The sequence below is a fragment of the Pusillimonas sp. ANT_WB101 genome (genome assembly GCF_008369125.1).
GTDB lineage: Bacteria > Pseudomonadota > Gammaproteobacteria > Burkholderiales > Burkholderiaceae_B > Allopusillimonas.
In genome coordinates, this window is the sequence record NZ_VOAY01000002.1 from 474,431 (window position 1) to 491,449 (window position 17,019).

General features: G+C 54.3%; 14 protein-coding genes. 3 read left to right on the top strand and 11 right to left on the bottom strand.

The annotated features are described in order from the left end of the window. Positions 1–152: 152 nt before the first annotated feature. Complete coding sequence (gene garD, locus FQ179_RS11150) at positions 153–1,670, top strand: galactarate dehydratase (protein ID WP_149397686.1); 1,518 nt, start codon at positions 153–155, stop codon at positions 1,668–1,670. A 221-nt stretch (positions 1,671–1,891) separates the two neighbouring features. On the opposite strand, the gene glxR is transcribed toward garD, so the two are convergent. Further along, positions 1,892–2,782 carry a 2-hydroxy-3-oxopropionate reductase gene (gene glxR, locus FQ179_RS11155; protein WP_149397364.1) on the bottom strand — a complete coding sequence of 297 codons (891 nt, stop codon included), beginning with the start codon at positions 2,780–2,782 and terminating at the stop codon, positions 1,892–1,894. Between the two features lie 25 nt (positions 2,783–2,807). Then, positions 2,808–3,587: a 2-dehydro-3-deoxyglucarate aldolase gene (gene garL, locus FQ179_RS11160; protein WP_149397365.1), complete on the bottom strand. Its 780-nt coding sequence runs from the start codon at positions 3,585–3,587 to the stop codon at positions 2,808–2,810. An 850-nt stretch (positions 3,588–4,437) separates the two neighbouring features. Here garL and FQ179_RS11165 point away from each other — a divergent pair. After that, positions 4,438–5,331, top strand: coding sequence for an ion transporter (locus FQ179_RS11165; protein WP_149397366.1), 894 nt, complete (start codon positions 4,438–4,440; stop codon positions 5,329–5,331). Between the two features lie 124 nt (positions 5,332–5,455). On the opposite strand, the gene FQ179_RS11170 is transcribed toward FQ179_RS11165, so the two are convergent. From FQ179_RS11170 to FQ179_RS11190, 5 genes are all read right to left on the bottom strand, one after another. Next, the gene (locus FQ179_RS11170) at positions 5,456–6,223 is read right to left on the bottom strand and encodes a TSUP family transporter (protein WP_149397367.1); all 768 of its coding nucleotides are present in this window, start codon (positions 6,221–6,223) and stop codon (positions 5,456–5,458) included. 3 nt (positions 6,224–6,226) lie between these two features. Next, on the bottom strand, positions 6,227–7,510 hold the full coding sequence (locus tag FQ179_RS11175) for a TRAP transporter large permease (RefSeq protein ID WP_149397368.1): 1,284 nt from the start codon (positions 7,508–7,510) through the stop codon (positions 6,227–6,229). Positions 7,511–7,519: 9 nt separating this feature from the next. Then, a complete protein-coding gene (locus FQ179_RS11180; RefSeq protein ID WP_149397369.1) occupies positions 7,520–8,059 on the bottom strand; it encodes a TRAP transporter small permease in 540 nt (179 codons plus the stop codon). Positions 8,060–8,161: 102 nt separating this feature from the next. Continuing rightward, the gene (locus FQ179_RS11185) at positions 8,162–9,385 is read right to left on the bottom strand and encodes a TRAP transporter substrate-binding protein (protein WP_149397370.1); all 1,224 of its coding nucleotides are present in this window, start codon (positions 9,383–9,385) and stop codon (positions 8,162–8,164) included. Between the two features lie 39 nt (positions 9,386–9,424). Continuing rightward, positions 9,425–11,041: a GMC family oxidoreductase gene (locus FQ179_RS11190; protein ID WP_149397371.1), complete on the bottom strand. Its 1,617-nt coding sequence runs from the start codon at positions 11,039–11,041 to the stop codon at positions 9,425–9,427. 120 nt (positions 11,042–11,161) lie between these two features. Between FQ179_RS11190 and FQ179_RS11195 the strand changes: the two genes are divergently transcribed. Next, on the top strand, positions 11,162–11,950 hold the full coding sequence (locus FQ179_RS11195; RefSeq protein WP_149397372.1) for an IclR family transcriptional regulator: 789 nt from the start codon (positions 11,162–11,164) through the stop codon (positions 11,948–11,950). 26 nt (positions 11,951–11,976) lie between these two features. Here FQ179_RS11195 and FQ179_RS11200 read toward each other — a convergent pair whose 3' ends face one another. The 4 genes from FQ179_RS11200 to FQ179_RS11215 are packed head-to-tail and all read right to left on the bottom strand — an operon-like array spanning position 11,977 to position 16,983. Continuing rightward, entirely contained in the window at positions 11,977–13,200 is a 1,224-nt protein-coding gene (locus FQ179_RS11200) for a dihydrolipoamide acetyltransferase family protein (protein WP_149397373.1), read from the bottom strand. 58 nt (positions 13,201–13,258) lie between these two features. Next, positions 13,259–13,984, bottom strand: a complete 726-nt coding sequence (locus FQ179_RS11205; protein ID WP_255474952.1) for an SDR family NAD(P)-dependent oxidoreductase — start codon at positions 13,982–13,984, stop codon at positions 13,259–13,261. Further along, complete coding sequence (locus tag FQ179_RS11210; protein ID WP_149397374.1) at positions 13,981–16,182, bottom strand: thiamine pyrophosphate-dependent enzyme; 2,202 nt, start codon at positions 16,180–16,182, stop codon at positions 13,981–13,983. Before FQ179_RS11210 ends, FQ179_RS11205 begins: the two co-directional genes overlap by 4 nt. A 33-nt stretch (positions 16,183–16,215) precedes the next feature. Next, complete coding sequence (locus FQ179_RS11215) at positions 16,216–16,983, bottom strand: SDR family NAD(P)-dependent oxidoreductase (protein ID WP_149397375.1); 768 nt, start codon at positions 16,981–16,983, stop codon at positions 16,216–16,218. Between the last annotated feature and the right edge of the window lie 36 nt (positions 16,984–17,019).

Consider the following 17,019-nt stretch of genomic DNA (forward strand, 5'->3'; position numbering starts at 1 on the left):
ATCACCCTTGCCCGCTGATTAACCGCATCATATCTGCGCCAAATCCCTTGCCTCACCCCCAGTTATATGATGAGAGGCAGCTTGACTGAAAAAATATAAAGCACAGGAGACAAACGGTGACTTTCAACAGCCCGACCGTTCAGATTCCCCGCATGATCCGCATGCATGCAGACGACAACGTGGCCATCGTCGCCAATGACCGAGGCCTGCCAGCAGGCACGCAGTTGCCAGGCGTCACGTTGCGCGAGAAAGTCCCCCAAGCCCATAAATTTTCATTGGTAGATATCCCCGACGGTGGCGCGATTATGCGATACGGGGTCGTCATTGGCCATGCAACAAGGGCTTTGCCGGCTGGAAGCTGGGTTTACGAAGCCGTCATGCGTATGCCCCCCGCCCCTTCGCTGGAGAATCTGCCGGTCTGTACGGTACCTGCGCCCAACTTGCCGCCGCTGAATGACTACACGTTTGAAGGCTACCGCAATCCGGACGGTTCCGTAGGCACGCGCAACATCCTCGCCATCTCCATGACAGTGCAATGCGTGGCTGGCGTTGCAGAAATCGCCATTGAGCGTATTCGCAAAGAGCTGTTGCCGCGCTACCCCAACGTAGATGGCGTCGTAGCTCTGCGGCACGGCTATGGCTGCGGTGTGGCCATTGACGCACCGGGCGCATCCATCCCCATACGCACCTTGCGCCACATTGCACAAAATCCCAATTTCGGCGGCGAAGTCATGGTGGTAAGCCTGGGCTGCGAAAAACTGCAGCCCGAGCGTATGTTGCCAGACCGCTTCGATGGACAGGCCGGCTCTCATCCCGATCTGATTCGGCTGCAAGACAACCAGCATATTGGTTTTGGCTCCATGATAGATTCGATTCTGGCAATGGCTGACACCCACCTCGAACGCCTGAACCGTCGTCGTCGCGAAACCTGCCCGGCGTCCGAGCTCGTAGTGGGCGTGCAATGTGGCGGCAGCGATGCGTTTTCAGGTGCGACCGCAAACCCTGCTGTGGGGTTTGCCAGTGATCTACTGGTGCGCGCAGGCGCCACCGTCATGTTCTCGGAAGTGACCGAGGTGCGCGATGGCATCGACCAGCTCACTGCACGCGCAGCCACGCCCGAAGTTGCACGGGACCTGGTGCGCGAAATGGCCTGGTATGACGACTACCTGCAGCGCGGCGACGCTGACCGCAGCGCCAACACCACACCTGGCAACAAGCGTGGCGGCTTGTCCAATATTGTGGAAAAAGCCATGGGTTCCATTGTCAAATCAGGCAGTACGCCAATCAGGGGTGTGGTGAGCCCAGGCGAGCGCGCACAGACCAAAGGGCTGCTGTATGCAGCCACACCAGCTGGCGACTTTATGTGCGGCACACTGCAGCTAGCCGCAGGCATGAACGTCCATATCTTTACCACCGGGCGTGGCACGCCCTACGGCCTGACGGAAGTTCCGGTCATTAAGGTTGCCACCCGGTCAGATCTGGCGCGTCGCTGGTACGACTTAATGGATATCGATGCCGGTCGCATTGCCACGGGTGAAGCCAGCATTGAGGACATGGGCCAGGAACTATTCGAATGCATACTCGACGTTGCAAGCGGCCGCAAAACCTGGGCGGAACACTGGGGTATCGCGAACGACCTAGTGCTCTTTAACCCCGGGCCAGTAACATAAGGCTGATCTGTGCAAGCACTGCATAAATGGCGATGTCGCCATCTCGGCAGTTACCCACCAAGATGAGCAGAACGCACACAAGGCCCAACGTCGCGATCAATGGTGCGATGTTGGGCCTTGTTTGTTAGGCTAAAGGCATGAGGCAATCTGACAAGCAAGGTTAATTACAACGGCCTGTCGAAAATAAAACCGCCATCTTATGCTTGCCTGAACCGTACAAATTAATTTTTCTGCCCTACCTCAAAATTGGCCATTAGCTCAAGCGCGCGCACCATGCCTGAGTGGTCCCATGCACTGCCGCCATGCGAAGCGCATACGTTGAAGAGCTCCTGACACGTTGCGGTATTTGGCAGAGCCAGCCCCAACTCTTTGCCGGCAGACAATGCAAGATTAAGGTCCTTCTGATGCAGTTCAATGCGAAAACCAGGATTGAACGTACGCTTCACCATGCGCTCGCCATGCACTTCCAGAATCTTCGACGACGCGAAACCGCCCATGAGGGCCTCGCGCACACGGGCGGGGTCAGCGCCTGCCCTGGAGGCGAACAGCAAGGCTTCGGCAACCGCTTCGATGTTAAGCGCGACAATAATTTGATTGGCAACTTTGGCTGTTTGACCATCACCGTTACCACCGACCAGCGTTATGTTCTTGCCCATCAGGGCAAAGAGTGGCCGAATTTTTTCGAAGGTGTCTTCTTCGCCGCCCACCATGATGGAAAGCGTGGCGTTTTGTGCGCCAACTTCGCCACCCGATACAGGGGCGTCCAGGTACTGGCAATCAAGCGCGTTGATTCTGGATGCAAAGGTTTTGGTCTCGATGGGCGAGATCGAGCTCATGTCTACCACCACCTTACCCGCTGACAGCCCCTCGGCAATACCATTGGCGTCAAACAACGCGCTTGCTACATTCGGGGTATCGGGCACCATCACAAAGATAATGTCTGCACTTTGTGCCACTTCTTTGCCGCTGCTGCAGGCTACGCCGCCAGCCTCGACCAAGTTTGCGGGGACACTGGTGCGGCTAAACAGAAACACATCATGGCCAGCCTTGATTAAATTCAACGCCATGGGCGCACCCATAATGCCCAGCCCTACGAAACCCAACTTACTCATTGCTCTCTCCTGTGAACGTATTGCTTTAAAGGTATTTGTCTTTTAATGCCTGAGTGGCATTCAGGAATACACCCAAATCACCGCCTACTGCGACAAAGCTCGCGCCCATTTCCATATAGCGACGCGCATCGGCTTCTACCGGCGCGAGAATCCCGCAGGGCTTGCCGGCCGCCTTGGCACGGGCAAAAACATGCGCAATCGTGCTCTGCACTTTCGGCAACAAGGCCTCACCCAGATGCCCCATGCCCGCCGCAAGATCAGACGGGCCTACGAAAAGGCAATCTACACCACCTACTGCTGCAATGGCGTCGATGTTATCTACCGCCTGCTGGGTTTCAATCTGGACGATGACCGCGATGTTGTCATTAATGACTTTTTGATAGTCTTTGACCGTACCATACCGGTTACTGCGGTGCGCAACCGATACGCCGCGCACCCCGCCACTTGGATAACGCGTCGCGGCAACCGCAGCACGAGCATCATCAGCGGTTTCCACAAACGGCACCAAAAAGTTGTAAAAGCCGATATCGAGCAGACGCTTAATCGTTACAGTGTCATTACTTGGCGGCCGCACAACAGGCGCGCTGACGCTGTCTTTCAGTGCCATAAGCTGTGGAATAAACGTTAGCACATCATTGGGCGCGTGCTCGCCATCGAGCAAGATCCAGTCAAAGCCAGCCAGGCCAAGAATCTCAGCCGTGATGGGGCTGCCCAACGCTGACCAGCACCCTATCAAGCGTTTGCCGGCGATAAGGTCAGCCCGAAACTGGTTGGGGAAAGCGGAATACGGAACAGCATTACTCATGAAAGACTCCCGTCAGGGTTTTAAGCCGAGACAAGAAGCCTCCAGCCGCGTTTGATCTGACAACGTAGTTAATGGGTTTTAACGATGACCAACATTAGTTATACGTCATCATACAACACAACACCCTTTCTCGTAAACCGCCGAGGAATCACTGCAGTAGCCAATATCGATCAGTCGCAACGAATTGGCGAAGTCCACCAAGCACCACACCTTACAGACATCCCTTACAGACATCCCTTACAGACATCCCTTACAGACATCCCTTACAGACATCCCTTACAGACTTACCTTACAGACTTACCTTACAGACTTACCTTACAGACTTACCTTACAGACTTTAAATACACACTTTACATACACACCATATAGACGCACCGCAGCCTTCGTGCGGGCTGGGCCTGTTTGACGGGATTAGGAATGCGCCGCGCGCACGTGCCTGAGCGGGGATGCAAGGCCGCAACTGTTCGAGCGGGACGCTTGTCTGGAGCCCAGTGGGCTCCAGACAAGCGTCCCGATCAGGTATGGGCGCGTGGGCAGTCGGGCATCGCCCGACCGCATGACGGCCGGAAAACAGGCCCAGCCCGCACGAAGGCGTTAAAAGAACCACTTTACGGCCGTCGCGATCAGGCACGCGCACGCGTCAAGTCGGGCACCACCCGACCGCATGACGGCCGGAAAACAGCCCCAGCCCGCACGAAGGCGTCAAAAGAACCACGCGCTGCTGTTTGTGGCCGCGCCCCGCATTGCTCCTGGACACTGGCAAACTCCTTGAGACCACCACCCTGTGATACGCTGCCTTTCTCGGCACAAAATTTGTCTCAACGCTCGCTGGCCTACGCCCCACACTTTCATGACCCAAGACAGAAACCGAAAAAAACGTAATGCATTTCCTGACGCAAACGATCTCGGTAAACCGCTCGAGGGATGGCGCCATACGCTTTACACGGTCATCTTCGAAGCAGACACCAAGATCGGCAAGCTATTCGATCTAATCCTCATCATTGCTATTCTTCTCAGCCTTGCAGTCATCATGGCCGACAGCGTCGAAGATCTCTCAAGCCGATATGGACATGTGTTTCGTATCCTCGAATGGACGTTCACGGGTTTGTTTACTCTTGAATACCTGCTGCGGCTGATTTGCGTCAAACATCGCTGGCGCTATGCGCTCAGTTTTTACGGCATTGTTGACCTGCTGGCGGTCGCGCCCACTTATGCGGCACTGCTTTTCCCCAACATGGCCTTCCTGATCGGTGTTCGTGCCTTGCGCCTGCTGCGGGTGTTTCGGGTATTCAAGCTTGCCGCTTTCGTCGATGAATACGTAATGCTTGGCCGGGCACTACGCGCCAGCGCCCGCAAAATTCTGGTTTTCCTGTCTGTCGTGCTGTCTATTGTGCTGGTCATGGGCACTATTATGTATGTGGTCGAAGGCCCCACCAGAGGGTTTATCAGCATTCCAGCAGGGGTGTATTGGGCCATCACTACACTTTCGACGGTAGGTTTCGGCGATATCACCCCGCAAACTGGGCTGGGCCGTTTCCTTGCCTCGGTCATGATGCTGCTGGGCTGGGGGGTATTGGCCGTACCCACCGGTATCGTCACTTTGGAATTAGGTCTGGCACAAAAGGCCATGCGCAAAGACGTTACCACCCGTACATGCCACGAATGCCTTAAAGAAGGCCTAGATGCTGACGCCAATTTCTGTAAAAAATGCGGTGCAAAACTGTCTGAATATCAGAACGATTAGTTACCCTTGCCGGCCGCATTGAGGTCTACAGCAAATTGACCCACCATTGCCAAACAGGTGTCGGTGAAGCCCATAACCTTCACCCGAACGCCCGCATGGCGAAACCATCACGCCACCCTGACCATCACAGCCAGTGCACCAGCACCGGCACAATAAGGCCCAGACCCATCAAAATAAGTAGCGCAAAGGCAAAGCGGCGCATGGTTTGGGGTGAACAAGGTGGCGGGTAACGTTTTCCTGCCAGGGTGGCCACCGCCACCAGCGGCAGGCAAATTGCGCTAAGTACAAGTTCTTGCGAATAGAGTTGCCCCTGTGCCGCCACGAACAACGTGCGCGCCCCGGCAATAACGGCGTTTAGAAATATCAGCCCACCACGTATCTGCGCCAGCGACAGGGGTTGTCGATAAAGCTGAAAAATCAATGGCGGCCCGGGTATGCCAAACATGCCCCCTATTAGCCCCCCCAGAAATGCATAGTAGGCAAAACTGCCCCGCCCTGACAGCTGTTTTAGCGGCTCGGGCTTCCAGGCAAAATTAACCCCGCCATAGACGATGACTAATCCCAACAATACCTGAATAACATCAGCTGCTTCACTGCTCAGGTAATCCAGTAGCAGCACACCCAGCAGGCTGGCGGGCAGCACTGCCACCACCATAACACCGGTAACCGCCCACGGAACATGGTGAAGATTGCCCCGTAAGGCCAGGGCACTGTTCATCAGTGTGACGATGCTGACCACACTGGCCAGCGTAGCCACAGAGACAATGCCCGCGCCACTGGCCAGACCCATAATGATCATAGCCAGCCCAAAACCTGTCACGGTATGAAAATACACCGCCGCAATGACGACAAGTGCAAACGGCGCCAGCGCGGCAAGCTCAGGAATTATCATCCGCTATCGCACAGGGATGAGGCCGAGAGACAGCCACGGCACAAAGGCGATAAGCATCCAGGCAATCAGCAGTCCGCCCAGATACAGCATTGCCGAAGGAACAATACGCATATAGGGAATGCCCGTAATTCCGCTGGCCACAAAAAGGTTTAATCCAAAAGGTGGAGAGATAAACCCGATGGCTGCACCAACCAGAAAGATCACCGAAAAATGAACCGGATCGACGCCCATCGACACGGCAATGGGCGCAAGAATAGGTGCAAAAATGACGGTAACCGGAAGGCTTTCGAGAATGCACCCAGCAGCCAGAACAATCGTCATGCAGATAAGCAAAACAATGGTTGGGCTGTGGCCAAATGTACCAATGAAGCCCGCCACAGAATCCTTAACACCCAACAGGCCGAACACCTGCTGCATCACAATCGAGACGGCAATCATGGGCGCAAGCATACCGGTAAGCTGCCCCGACCTAAGCAAAATGTCAGGCAGCGCACGCCAGCTGATTTCACGCGTTACAAACAGGCCAGCGAGCAGGCAGAACCCCACCGTGATCGCGGCAGCCTCGGTGGGTGAAAAAATACCTGAGTAAATGCCATAGATCACGATGAACACAGCAAAAAAGCCCAGATATGCCCGTCTTGCAGTACGCACAACCTTGCGCATATCCAGTGGCGTTCTTTGCCCCATGCCATCACGTCGGCAACGCCACCAGCAAACCGTCATCATCGCCACCACCATAAGCAGCCCTGGCAGTATGCCCGCGATGAACAGGTCGGAAATCGACAAGTTCATGATGAAGCCATAAACAATAAAAATAATGGAGGGCGGAATAATAATGCCAACCGTGCCGCCGGCTGCTGCGGTAGCCGCCGCGAAGTTAGACTGATATCCATCCTTGACCAGCAGCGGGTGCATGATGCCGCCTATGGTGGCCGTCGTGGCCGCGTTTGAACCGGATATCGCGGCAAATAATCCGCAGGAGCCTAAAGTCGCCAGGCCCAGACCGCCATGCATCCAGCTCAGGCAAGCATGAGCAAAATCGGCTAGGCGTCGCGCAATACCGGCCGCCGCGATGAGGTCTCCGGTAAGAATAAACAGCGGCAATGCCAGCAAACCGAAAAAGTTCAGGCCTTCGAACAAGGTGACACCCACATTGGCCAGCGTAAAATCTATCGCCAGCGATGCACCCACGACCCAAAAGCCCAAAACCAGAAAAATCGGCACGCCGAGCAAAAACAATACAAACACACCCAGGGTGATCAGAGTAATTAAGAGACTGGTGTCCATATTGCGCCCTTAAACAGTTTCCGAGCCGACACTTTGAATGTCGACAATAAATGGCTCTCGCCTGCGATAACGCCCAATATCGGCAGCAAGATTCTGCAAAGCGCGAAACATCAGCAGTATCCAAGCCGTGGGGGTTGCGCAATAAAACCACCATTGCATGAGGTTGTCCGTGCCCTGAACGATAGAAAAATTGTTATAGGCGAGCACGGTTTGCTCCAGCGTGTAGTAGACGACAAGCACACCGAATGTGACCCACAAGAAGGCGTCCAGCCACATGCAGGCGAACTGCCCCTGATAGGACATTCTCACGCGAAATTCGTTAAAACACAGGTGCGAACGCCGTCGCACGTTGTACGAGCAACCAATCCACGTGACCCAAAGGAACAGGTAAATGGGAATCGAGCCGCTCCATGGAATCTGCGTGCTGAACAAATATCGCTGTGCCACAGCAAAAATAATAATGCCGGCCATAGAAGCGTAGGCCACCAGGATGAATGCCCGCTCTACATTGCGGTCCAGCCATCGCAGTATGGAAAGTAAAGGCGTCATCACTCAATCCTTGTGCTTGTACATATGCATGCAGCAGCCCGTACTGGCCCGCCGGTGACACCATCAGGCGCGGGAACTTACCCGCGCCCGGCCTGCGCGGATTCAGGCAGACTTCCACCACTTGCGCGGCTTCACGCTTTCGACAGTGGCATCCTCAGGAATCTCACGCGCAATCGCATAAATTTCTTCATAGGTATCCGCACCACCCTGCATCTTGTTCAAGCGTTCACGCCATTGTTCCCAAGGTTTGGCATTGGACTTGGGCGAGCACATCTGCTCGGCCTTTTTGATTTCCTCGGAAGACAGCTCGGCAACCCGTACCTTGTTTTTGCCAAAAAGCGTGTCAGGACCAGGATTCGGCACGGCGCCAACGACCTCGACCAAGGCGCGCTCGTTCTCACGTTGCGTGTACTGCTGTGCCGAGTATGCGGTTTCCATGATGACGTCTTGCAGATCAGGCGGCAGCTTCTCGAACGTTTTGTTGTTCATCGCCGTATGCTCCGTGCCGCAGAAGAAGCGCAGGTCCACAGCCTGGGACAAAACCGGCGAAAGCCCGCCGTATCCAGCCGCACCCATCCAGGTTTCTGCGCCATCAATCAGACCAGACTTCAATCCGTCGACAGTTTCTTCCCATGCCAGCGGGACGGGACCCAGATCCATGAGCTCCATGGCAATGCGGCCCAACTGCGTGCCCGTAACGCGATTTTTGGTGCCCGCAAGCTCAGATATCGTGGTAACTGTAGGCTTGTCGGCAAACTTGGAGCCCATCATCAGACCGCGCAGCTCACAATGCGTGAACAGAAACTGAATGTTATGCAGGCGACGCAACGGTTCGCGCAACAGAACTTCGCTCTTGGGGTGATAGAAAAAATAATGCTGCGAAGCGCGGCTGGGGAACATGTAGGCAAAATCGAGCACGTTGTAGTAGGGTGCCGCGCCTGCCGAGTTCTGCGTACTGGCGGTAAACATGTCGACAATACCCTGCTGGGTTTTCTTCACGCAATCGAGCTGGTTGCAAATCTGATTGCTGCCAATAAAGTCAACGCGAATTGCGCCATCGCTGCGTTTTTCAAGTTCGCGCGCAAACCATAGCTGGCCTGACTCCTGAATCTTGAGGTTTTCTTCGTTAAACCCAGCCGCCCCCATTTTGAAGTTGTACTTGGCTTTACCGCCGCGGTCCTTCGCCGTCTGTGCTGCGGCGACGCCTACGCCTTCAAGTGTTAAGGGACCAAATAAGCCCAGTGCGCCCAGCATGGTGGAACTCAGGCCATAACGGCCCGCCACACGCATAAAGCCCCGACGATCCAAAGGTGTTTTCGTTGTCATGTTATGTCTCCGTTATTGGCTGTGTTCAGCCTATATGAACTACCCTTGTCTTTCTTCGCGAATCAGATCCACCACCTTTTCGGCCATCATGACGATGGGCCCGTTGGTGTTGCCCGAGACCAGCGTGGGCATGGACGAAGCATCAATAACACGAAGACCTTGCACGCCGCGTACCCGCATATGAGCATCGAGTACTGCCATGGGGTCTCCTTCTGGCCCCATGCGGCATGTTCCACTAGGATGAAAAATCGTGGCGCCTGTATCTCGTGAAAACGCCAGCAAGTCTTCATCTGTTTCTGCATCTGGCCCAGGCTTAACCTCTCTTTTGACGTAAGGCCGCATGGCACTGGACTGGGCGATCTGCCTGGCCGCCTTCACCGCCGCGATCGTGGTTCTGCGATCAAGATCTGTATCCAGATAATTAGGCTGGATTTCGGGCGTGACCAATGGGTCGGCAGACTTGATACGCACGTAGCCACGCGATTCAGGCCGCAACTGGCACACTGAGAAAGTAAACCCTGAGTATGGGTGTACTTTGCCCCCCGCCATGTCTGCGGAAAGCGTCGCCACATGAAACTGGATATCAGGAGTAGCGGCCTCGCCAGGCAATGCCCGCATGAAACAGCCTCCCTGGTTGATGCCTACGGCGAGCGGCCCCTGTCGCAGCATAAGCCATTGCATGCCCATGCGCATCTTTCCCCACAGCGTGTTGAGCGCATCATTGGTGGTAATGGGCTTGGTGCACTCAAAACCCAGACGGATCTGAAGATGATCCTGCAGGTTTTCACCAACACCGGGCAGATCCACCACCACAGGCACGCCTAATCTCTGCAATAACTCCGCCGACCCTATACCCGACAATTGCAGTAACTGAGGCGAATAAATGGCGCCAGCAGACAGCAGCACCTCGCCATTAGCATTAAGCTCGGCGCGGTTCGCCTGGCCATTGCGCAGATAGTTCACGCCCACGGCCCGGTTTCCGTCCAAAATAACACCTGTTGCCTGCGCATTGGTGTGTACGGTAAGGTTGGCACGCTTGCGTGCGGGGCGCAAATACGCCGTTGCAGTACTACAGCGCAAGCCTTTGAAGGTTGTGAGCTGGTAGTAACCCGCGCCCTCTTGCTCCTGGCCATTGAAATCGGCAGTGCGCGGCACACCGATCTCTTGTGCGCCATCCAGAAAGGCTTCAATAAGTTCATCTTTGTGAGGGATGTCAGAGACCTTCAGTGGTCCACTCCCCCCATGAAACCGCGAAGCACCGCGTTCGTTGGATTCAGACTTGATGAAATACGGCAATACGTCTTCATAGCTCCATCCGCTATTGCCCAACTCAGCCCAATGGTCATAGTCTTGGCGCTGCCCACGTATGTAGATAAGACCATTGATTGCGCTGGAACCACCTAGCGTTTTGCCACGTGGCCAGTAGATGCGACGGCCGTTCATATTGGGGTCAGGGTCTGTGTGCAGACACCAGTTGTACCGCTTGCTCCACATGGTTTTACCGTAGCCGATAGGCAAATGAATCCATATCGACCTGTCGGGCGGCCCTGCTTCCAGCAGCAGCACCTGAACCGAGGGATCTTCACTTAACCGGGAAGCCAGTACGCACCCCGCCGAGCCAGCACCAACCACGATGTAATCAAAACGTTGGGCCATACGATCGTTTCTCCGGCGTAAAAAGAATCGCATAAAAATGGAACAATTCGTTCTGATATGGTATAGATCAGGGAACAGAGTAACAAGCCATAAACCGCTGGTTCTTACTAGGACTTTCCCGTGAATTCTGTTCCAAATTTCGACGCCGAAGATACGAATATTGAAATCAGTGGGGGTGCACCCGGTCGCGCCCTTCGCATTCTCGAACTGGTTTCCGCTCATGGCAGGGCCATGACGCTAGCCGAAATCACTGGCACGCTGTCTTTGCCCAAGGGCACAGTACATAGGCTTTGCAGCCTGCTGGTATCCATGGGCTATCTGGCGCGCGATGTGGATGATCGTAGTTATGCCGTGGGGAAGGCCATGCGGCGCATGGCACTCAATACACTGAAGCATCGTTCGGTGCAAAGCCTGCGCCATGACATTCTGACGGAACTGGTCAAACAGGTAGGTGAAACCTGCAACTTCAACGCCCTGGACGGCACTCAGGTGGTGTACCTTGATCGCGTCGAAGGCCAATGGCCACTACGGCTTATTTTTGATGTTGGGTCGCGCGTGCCGCTGCACTGCACCGCCAGCGGAAAGTTACTGTTAGCCCACATGCGGGCCGATGAGTCCAGCCGCATCTTGCCCTATCTGCGCATGGATGCACTCACCCCAAGCAGTATTACCTGCCTGATGGATCTGGAGCGCGAGTGCAAGGATATCCGTGAAAAGGGCTACTCAACAGACCGCGAAGAATTCATTGCCGGCATGGTTGCGGTTGCCGTGCCAGTGCGCGACAGCCGCGGAGACGTCGCCGCAGCAGTCGCCCTGCATGCGCCCACCGCTCGCATGTCGCTGGACAAAGCCATTGAGATGTTGCCTTATCTGAACAAGGCTGCGCGGGATATGCAGGGGGTGCTTTGAAGATAAAAGCGTGTGCTCGATACGATTTACATCAACAACTTATAGGGAGACTCAAGCAGTCCTTTTAATTCAGCTAGAAAGTGCGCCGCCACCGCCCCATCAATGGCACGATGGTCGGCAGACAGAGTCATGTTCATGACGTGACCAATGCCAAGCACGTTTTCCTTTACAACAGCCTGCTTCACCACTGCCCCCACGGCCAAAATGGCTGCTTGCGGTGGATTGATAATTGCACTGAACTGCTTTATGCCATACATTCCAAGATTGGAAATCGTAATCGATCCGCCCTCGTATTCTTCTGGCTTGAGCCGTCCAGCCCGCGCTTTTTCTGCCAAACCTTTCAGCGACTGCGCAATCTCGCCAAGCGCTTTTTGATTTGCGTTTTTAATCACGGGGGTCAACAACCCTTTTTCTGTGGACACAGCCACGCTGACATCAACGGCGGCGTTTTGAATAACGACTTCATCAGTCCAGCGAACGTTGATTTCAGGCACACGTTTGACTGCACGTGCGACGGCAAAAACCAGAATGTCAGTGACCGAGATCTTTGCCGTGTCTTTTGAAGCATCAACCTCGGCGTTAAGTTGACCACGCATCGCCATAATGGAATCCATGCTGCAGTCGATACTCAGATAAAAATGCGGTATCTGTTGTTTGGCTTCTTGCAGTCTACGTGCAATGGTTTTGCGCATAGTGGTATGAGGTATCGATTTGATTGAAGTCGTTTCATCACTCTGCTTGAGCACATCAACGTGCTGTTCAACGCCGACCGCCGCCCTTTCAATATCTATTCGGACTATGCGTCCACCAAAGCCAGTGCCCTCGAGGGATGCAATATCAACATCCAACTCACGAGCGAGTCGTCGAGCCGAAGGGCTGGCTACGTAACGCCGATGTTTAGCGGAATGGGCTTCCTCAGTGACCACTGCATTCCGGGTGGGCTCCTTTTTGTGTGTCGCGTCTAGGGCCGGTTGCTCAACAAGCGACGCAACAGCATCTCCCGATGCGGACTCTACAGATAGCAGAGCAATCGCGGTTCCGACTGCAACATCGGCATCTCCCGCATTAACCAGAATTGTCTCCAGCACGCCGTCATCAAACGCTTCGAGATCAATGACTGCTTTGTCCGTCTCGATTTCTGCCAATATATCGCCGACTGAAACCCGGTCGCCCTCTTTCTTCACCCACTGGACAATCTTTCCCTGCGTCGTGCCTGAACCAATAGCGGGCATTAAAATTTCAATTGTCATCTGTACTACCTTTTGTATTAGTCTTGCAACACGCACAAGGTACGTCCATCTTTGGCTGCTAATTCATGAACACGCCGCCGTTCACATCTAGCGTTGTGCCGCATATATAGCTGGCAGCGTCTGTACAAAGGAAGGCAATAGGTTGCGCAATTTCTTGCGGTGTGGCGAGGCGCCGAAGTGGAATGGCGGTTTCATCAAAAGTCTGATCGGCCACCATACCTGTTGCTGTGGCTCCAGGCGCAACCGCGTTTACCGTAACGTTGTGCGGAGCACCCTTGCGTGCCAACCACTTGACCAGCGCATTGATGCCCCCCTTAGCGATCACGTAATGCGGGCTCGCTTTCAATCCGCCCATACGTCCAGCCACTGACGACACCAACACGATTCGGCCATGCCCCTGGCGAATCAACCGGTCAAGACCGGGCCGAAGCAAATTAATAACGCCCAGCGCATTTACATCGATTGTTTTATGAAACGCATCATCCCAATCTGGGTCGTTCCAGTCGTCCCACGGGCAACACCCTGCGTTTGCCACGATTGCGTCCAATTGAGGAATTTGTGCGACCAAGTCTTCCGTCGCGCGTCGATCACGCACATCAAAGCCCGCGATCTGTACGTTGGCGCCTTTAGCCTGCAACTCTTGAGCAATTTGCACAGGCTCGCTTAAATCAACAAGCACCAGGCTTGCACCGAGTTGCGCGCATACCCGTGCGGTCTCCGAGCCAATCCCACCGCTAGCGCCGGTAATAAGAACTGTCTTGCCTGCCAGCGAGAACGGCATCATGATTGCTCCCCAGGGCGGGGCATAGTCAGCCCGCTATTTGCCATCATTTGTCGTATGCCGGCCTCCACTTCTGCCGCACCCGCCAGTGCCGCCTTTTCAAGGGCCTTGGACACTACGGGTGGCGCCCATTTTCCGGTAATACGCATGATGGGCTGATCAAGATAATCAAAAAAACGCCGCTGCAGCTCATCGGCAATAAACACCCCAATAGTCGCCCCCCTTGAGGTCTGCTCTACAACAGCGATTCGCTCAGTCTTACGAACAGACTCTCCAATCGTTTCATAATCGATGTCGCGCTGGGCGAGTGTCCTCAAGTCAATAACGTCGGCACTCACACCAAGGCGTGTTACCACCTCGACACAAATGTCGACCATAGTTGAAGTCGCCAATAAGGTGATGTCAGTTCCTTCAAGAACGCGACGCGCTTTATCCAGAGGGATGTAGTAGTTACATCCGGCAGGCACCAGCGTTTTTTTGCGGTGTAGTTCCTGCGGCTCGATTACCAATACCGGATCTGTGCACCGTAAAGCCGAATTCATCAAACCCACATAGTCGAAGGCGTTGGACGGCGCCACGATGTGCCAACCAGGAAACATCGCAAACACAGCAGCAGGGTCCATTGAGTGCTGAGAACCATACCCCTCATGCCCGGGAATTCGTGTGCGCAATACCAGAGGCACGGTTGCAGTACCATTAAAAAGATGCCGTATCTTTCCGGCCTGATTCAGCAATTGATCGCCCGCTACCAGAAAAAAGTCGCTGTACATCAACTCTACAATTGGTCGCAACCCAGACAATGCCGCGCCCGTAGCCAAACCGCAAAAACCATTTTCTGTAATGGGCGTGTTAATGATACGGTCAGCAAACTCAGGCAATAAACTGCGTGTGGCACCTACTGTGCCGCCCCCCATATTGGCCACATCTTCGCCAAATACATAAATAGACTCGTCTTCTTCCATGCGTGCACGCACGACACGCGACATGGCCTCGATATAGGTCAGGCTCTCCATTTCTTCGGGTGCGAAATCTTCAACTTCAGAAAACGTTACCCCATCAAACTCAGACATGTCGCTGGTCAGATGGTCATCAACCGTTGCAGCTTCAGGCCAGAGTTCAGGGCGAATACGGCTGGCAGAGCCTTTCCCCTCAATGCAGCTGTCGTAGGCTGCAGAGACCGCGTGCCGAGCTGCCTGATCAATACGCTCCAGGTTTTCTTCAGTGAGAATGCCGCGCTCCGTTAATTGCTTTTTGAGAAAAAGCCACGGATCGCGTTCACGCCATTCATCCTCTTCGGCACGCGTTCGGTATCCAAATGCGCTTCCGGGAACGGACGAACTCTGATGGTAATAGCGATAGACATCTGCGTGTATAAAGGCAGGCCGGTCTTCTTGCTTGATATAGTCATGACACCAGCGCGTAGCCAGCCAAACGGCAAACGGGTTCATACCGTCAACCGCGATGGCAGTAATACCGTGCGCCTGGGCTCTCGTCATGAGTTGTGTCTGAAATGTTGACTGTTCAACACTCATCGATACGGCGTATCGATTGTTTTCCACGAAAAAAAGCAAAGGCAACCGATACAGGGCGGCCAGGTTCATGGCTTCGTGAGTGGCTCCCTGGTGGATGGCACCGTCGCCAAAAAAACTGACCATAACATCTGAGCCCTTGGTTGCCTTTTCAGCAAAGGCGTGACCGCAGGCAATGGGCAGACCACCCGCGACAATTGCGTTAGTACCCATGATGCCAAGGTCAGCGCGCCGCAAATGCATTGAGCCCCCTCGTCCGCCTGTCCAGCCATTTTTCAGCCCAAAGATTTCATGCATCATGCCACGCACCTCAGTTTTCATGGCCTCGGTCAAACTTCCTGTTTCTACCGGGTCGAAATCTGCGTCATAGAGCGCATTAATAGCTTTGGCCAGACATTGATGGTGGGCACGATGAGTGCCGTTGATCAAGGTTGTGGTGGGCAATGCAGCAATGCAACCCGCGGCGCCACCCTCTTGCCCCAGACTTGAGTGCGCAGGGCCATGCACCAGGTTAAGTTTATCGAGTTGAAGAATACTTTCTTCGAAGTGTCGTGCAGTGAGCAACAGCGTTACCAACCGCTTTGCTTCTGCTGGCGTCAGCAAAGACCAATCGTCTTCCTCTACCTCAAGCTGTTGCATGTTTGTTGAATTAGTAACGGGGATCAAACGCATAGGTTTCCTCTGAAACGTAAATTACTGGCTGCTTCATACATGAGCGGTCACGCCACCATCCACCAAAATGCTGGTTCCAGTCACAAAATTCGAGGCGGCAGATGACAGGAATATCGCAGCGCCAACGAGATCTTCGGGCGTTCCCCACCGTTGCATCGGCGTGGTCTGAACAACTCGCTCGGCATGGCCAGGTATGTCAATGCGCGCTTGTCGTGATAATTTGGTATCGATCCACCCCGGCAGTATTGCATTGACCGCAATGTTGTTTTCTGCCCAGGCGCACGCTAACGATTTGGTCAACTGAAGCACCCCACCCTTGCTGGCAGAGTAAGGTGCTGTCATGGCGTTGGATACCAAAGACAGTATGGAGCCAATATTGATGATTTTTCCACCATGTGCCGACATACCCTCAAAGACTGCCTGGCACATGTTGAAAGTACCCTTCAGGTTGATATCAATAATATCGTCCCAGACATCTTCGCTATATTTTTCAGGGCGCATGCGTGTATTGACGCCCGCACTATTGATCAAGACATCTACTCGGCCAAATCGCTGTACGGCGCGCTCGACAGCTGCAGCACACTGCTCTGGAAACTGCACTTCAATTTCGACAGCGAGCACGTCCTGCTGGTGCTCAGGCATGGTTTCAATCAAGCCTTCTACTGCGACCAAGCCGCGATCAGCCAGCACCAGCTTCGCACCCGATTCAACAAAGGCATGTGCAAGCGCCGAGCCAATTCCTCCGGCCGCACCCGTAATCAGTACAACTTTGTTGCTCAGGTCGAACAGGCTGTTAGTCATAGACAACTTCCATTAAAAAGCGCATATACATTGATT

Bases quoted from the DNA above. Each gene is read 5' to 3' on its own strand.
- FQ179_RS11170 (WP_149397367.1), bottom strand. From the start codon at position 6,223: ATGATAATTCCTGAGCTTGCCGCGCTGGCGCCGTTTGCACTTGTCGTC.
- FQ179_RS11215 (WP_149397375.1), bottom strand. From the start codon at position 16,983: ATGACTAACAGCCTGTTCGACCTGAGCAACAAAGTTGTACTGATTACG.
- garD (WP_149397686.1), top strand. From the start codon at position 153: ATGATCCGCATGCATGCAGACGACAACGTGGCCATCGTCGCCAATGAC.
- FQ179_RS11210 (WP_149397374.1), bottom strand. From the start codon at position 16,182: ATGCGTTTGATCCCCGTTACTAATTCAACAAACATGCAACAGCTTGAG.
- FQ179_RS11205 (WP_255474952.1), bottom strand. From the start codon at position 13,984: ATGATGCCGTTCTCGCTGGCAGGCAAGACAGTTCTTATTACCGGCGCT.
- garL (WP_149397365.1), bottom strand. From the start codon at position 3,587: ATGAGTAATGCTGTTCCGTATTCCGCTTTCCCCAACCAGTTTCGGGCT.
- FQ179_RS11185 (WP_149397370.1), bottom strand. From the start codon at position 9,385: ATGACAACGAAAACACCTTTGGATCGTCGGGGCTTTATGCGTGTGGCG.
- FQ179_RS11165 (WP_149397366.1), top strand. From the start codon at position 4,438: ATGACCCAAGACAGAAACCGAAAAAAACGTAATGCATTTCCTGACGCA.
- glxR (WP_149397364.1), bottom strand. From the start codon at position 2,782: ATGAGTAAGTTGGGTTTCGTAGGGCTGGGCATTATGGGTGCGCCCATG.
- FQ179_RS11200 (WP_149397373.1), bottom strand. From the start codon at position 13,200: ATGACAATTGAAATTTTAATGCCCGCTATTGGTTCAGGCACGACGCAG.
- FQ179_RS11190 (WP_149397371.1), bottom strand. From the start codon at position 11,041: ATGGCCCAACGTTTTGATTACATCGTGGTTGGTGCTGGCTCGGCGGGG.
- FQ179_RS11180 (WP_149397369.1), bottom strand. From the start codon at position 8,059: ATGACGCCTTTACTTTCCATACTGCGATGGCTGGACCGCAATGTAGAG.
- FQ179_RS11175 (WP_149397368.1), bottom strand. From the start codon at position 7,510: ATGGACACCAGTCTCTTAATTACTCTGATCACCCTGGGTGTGTTTGTA.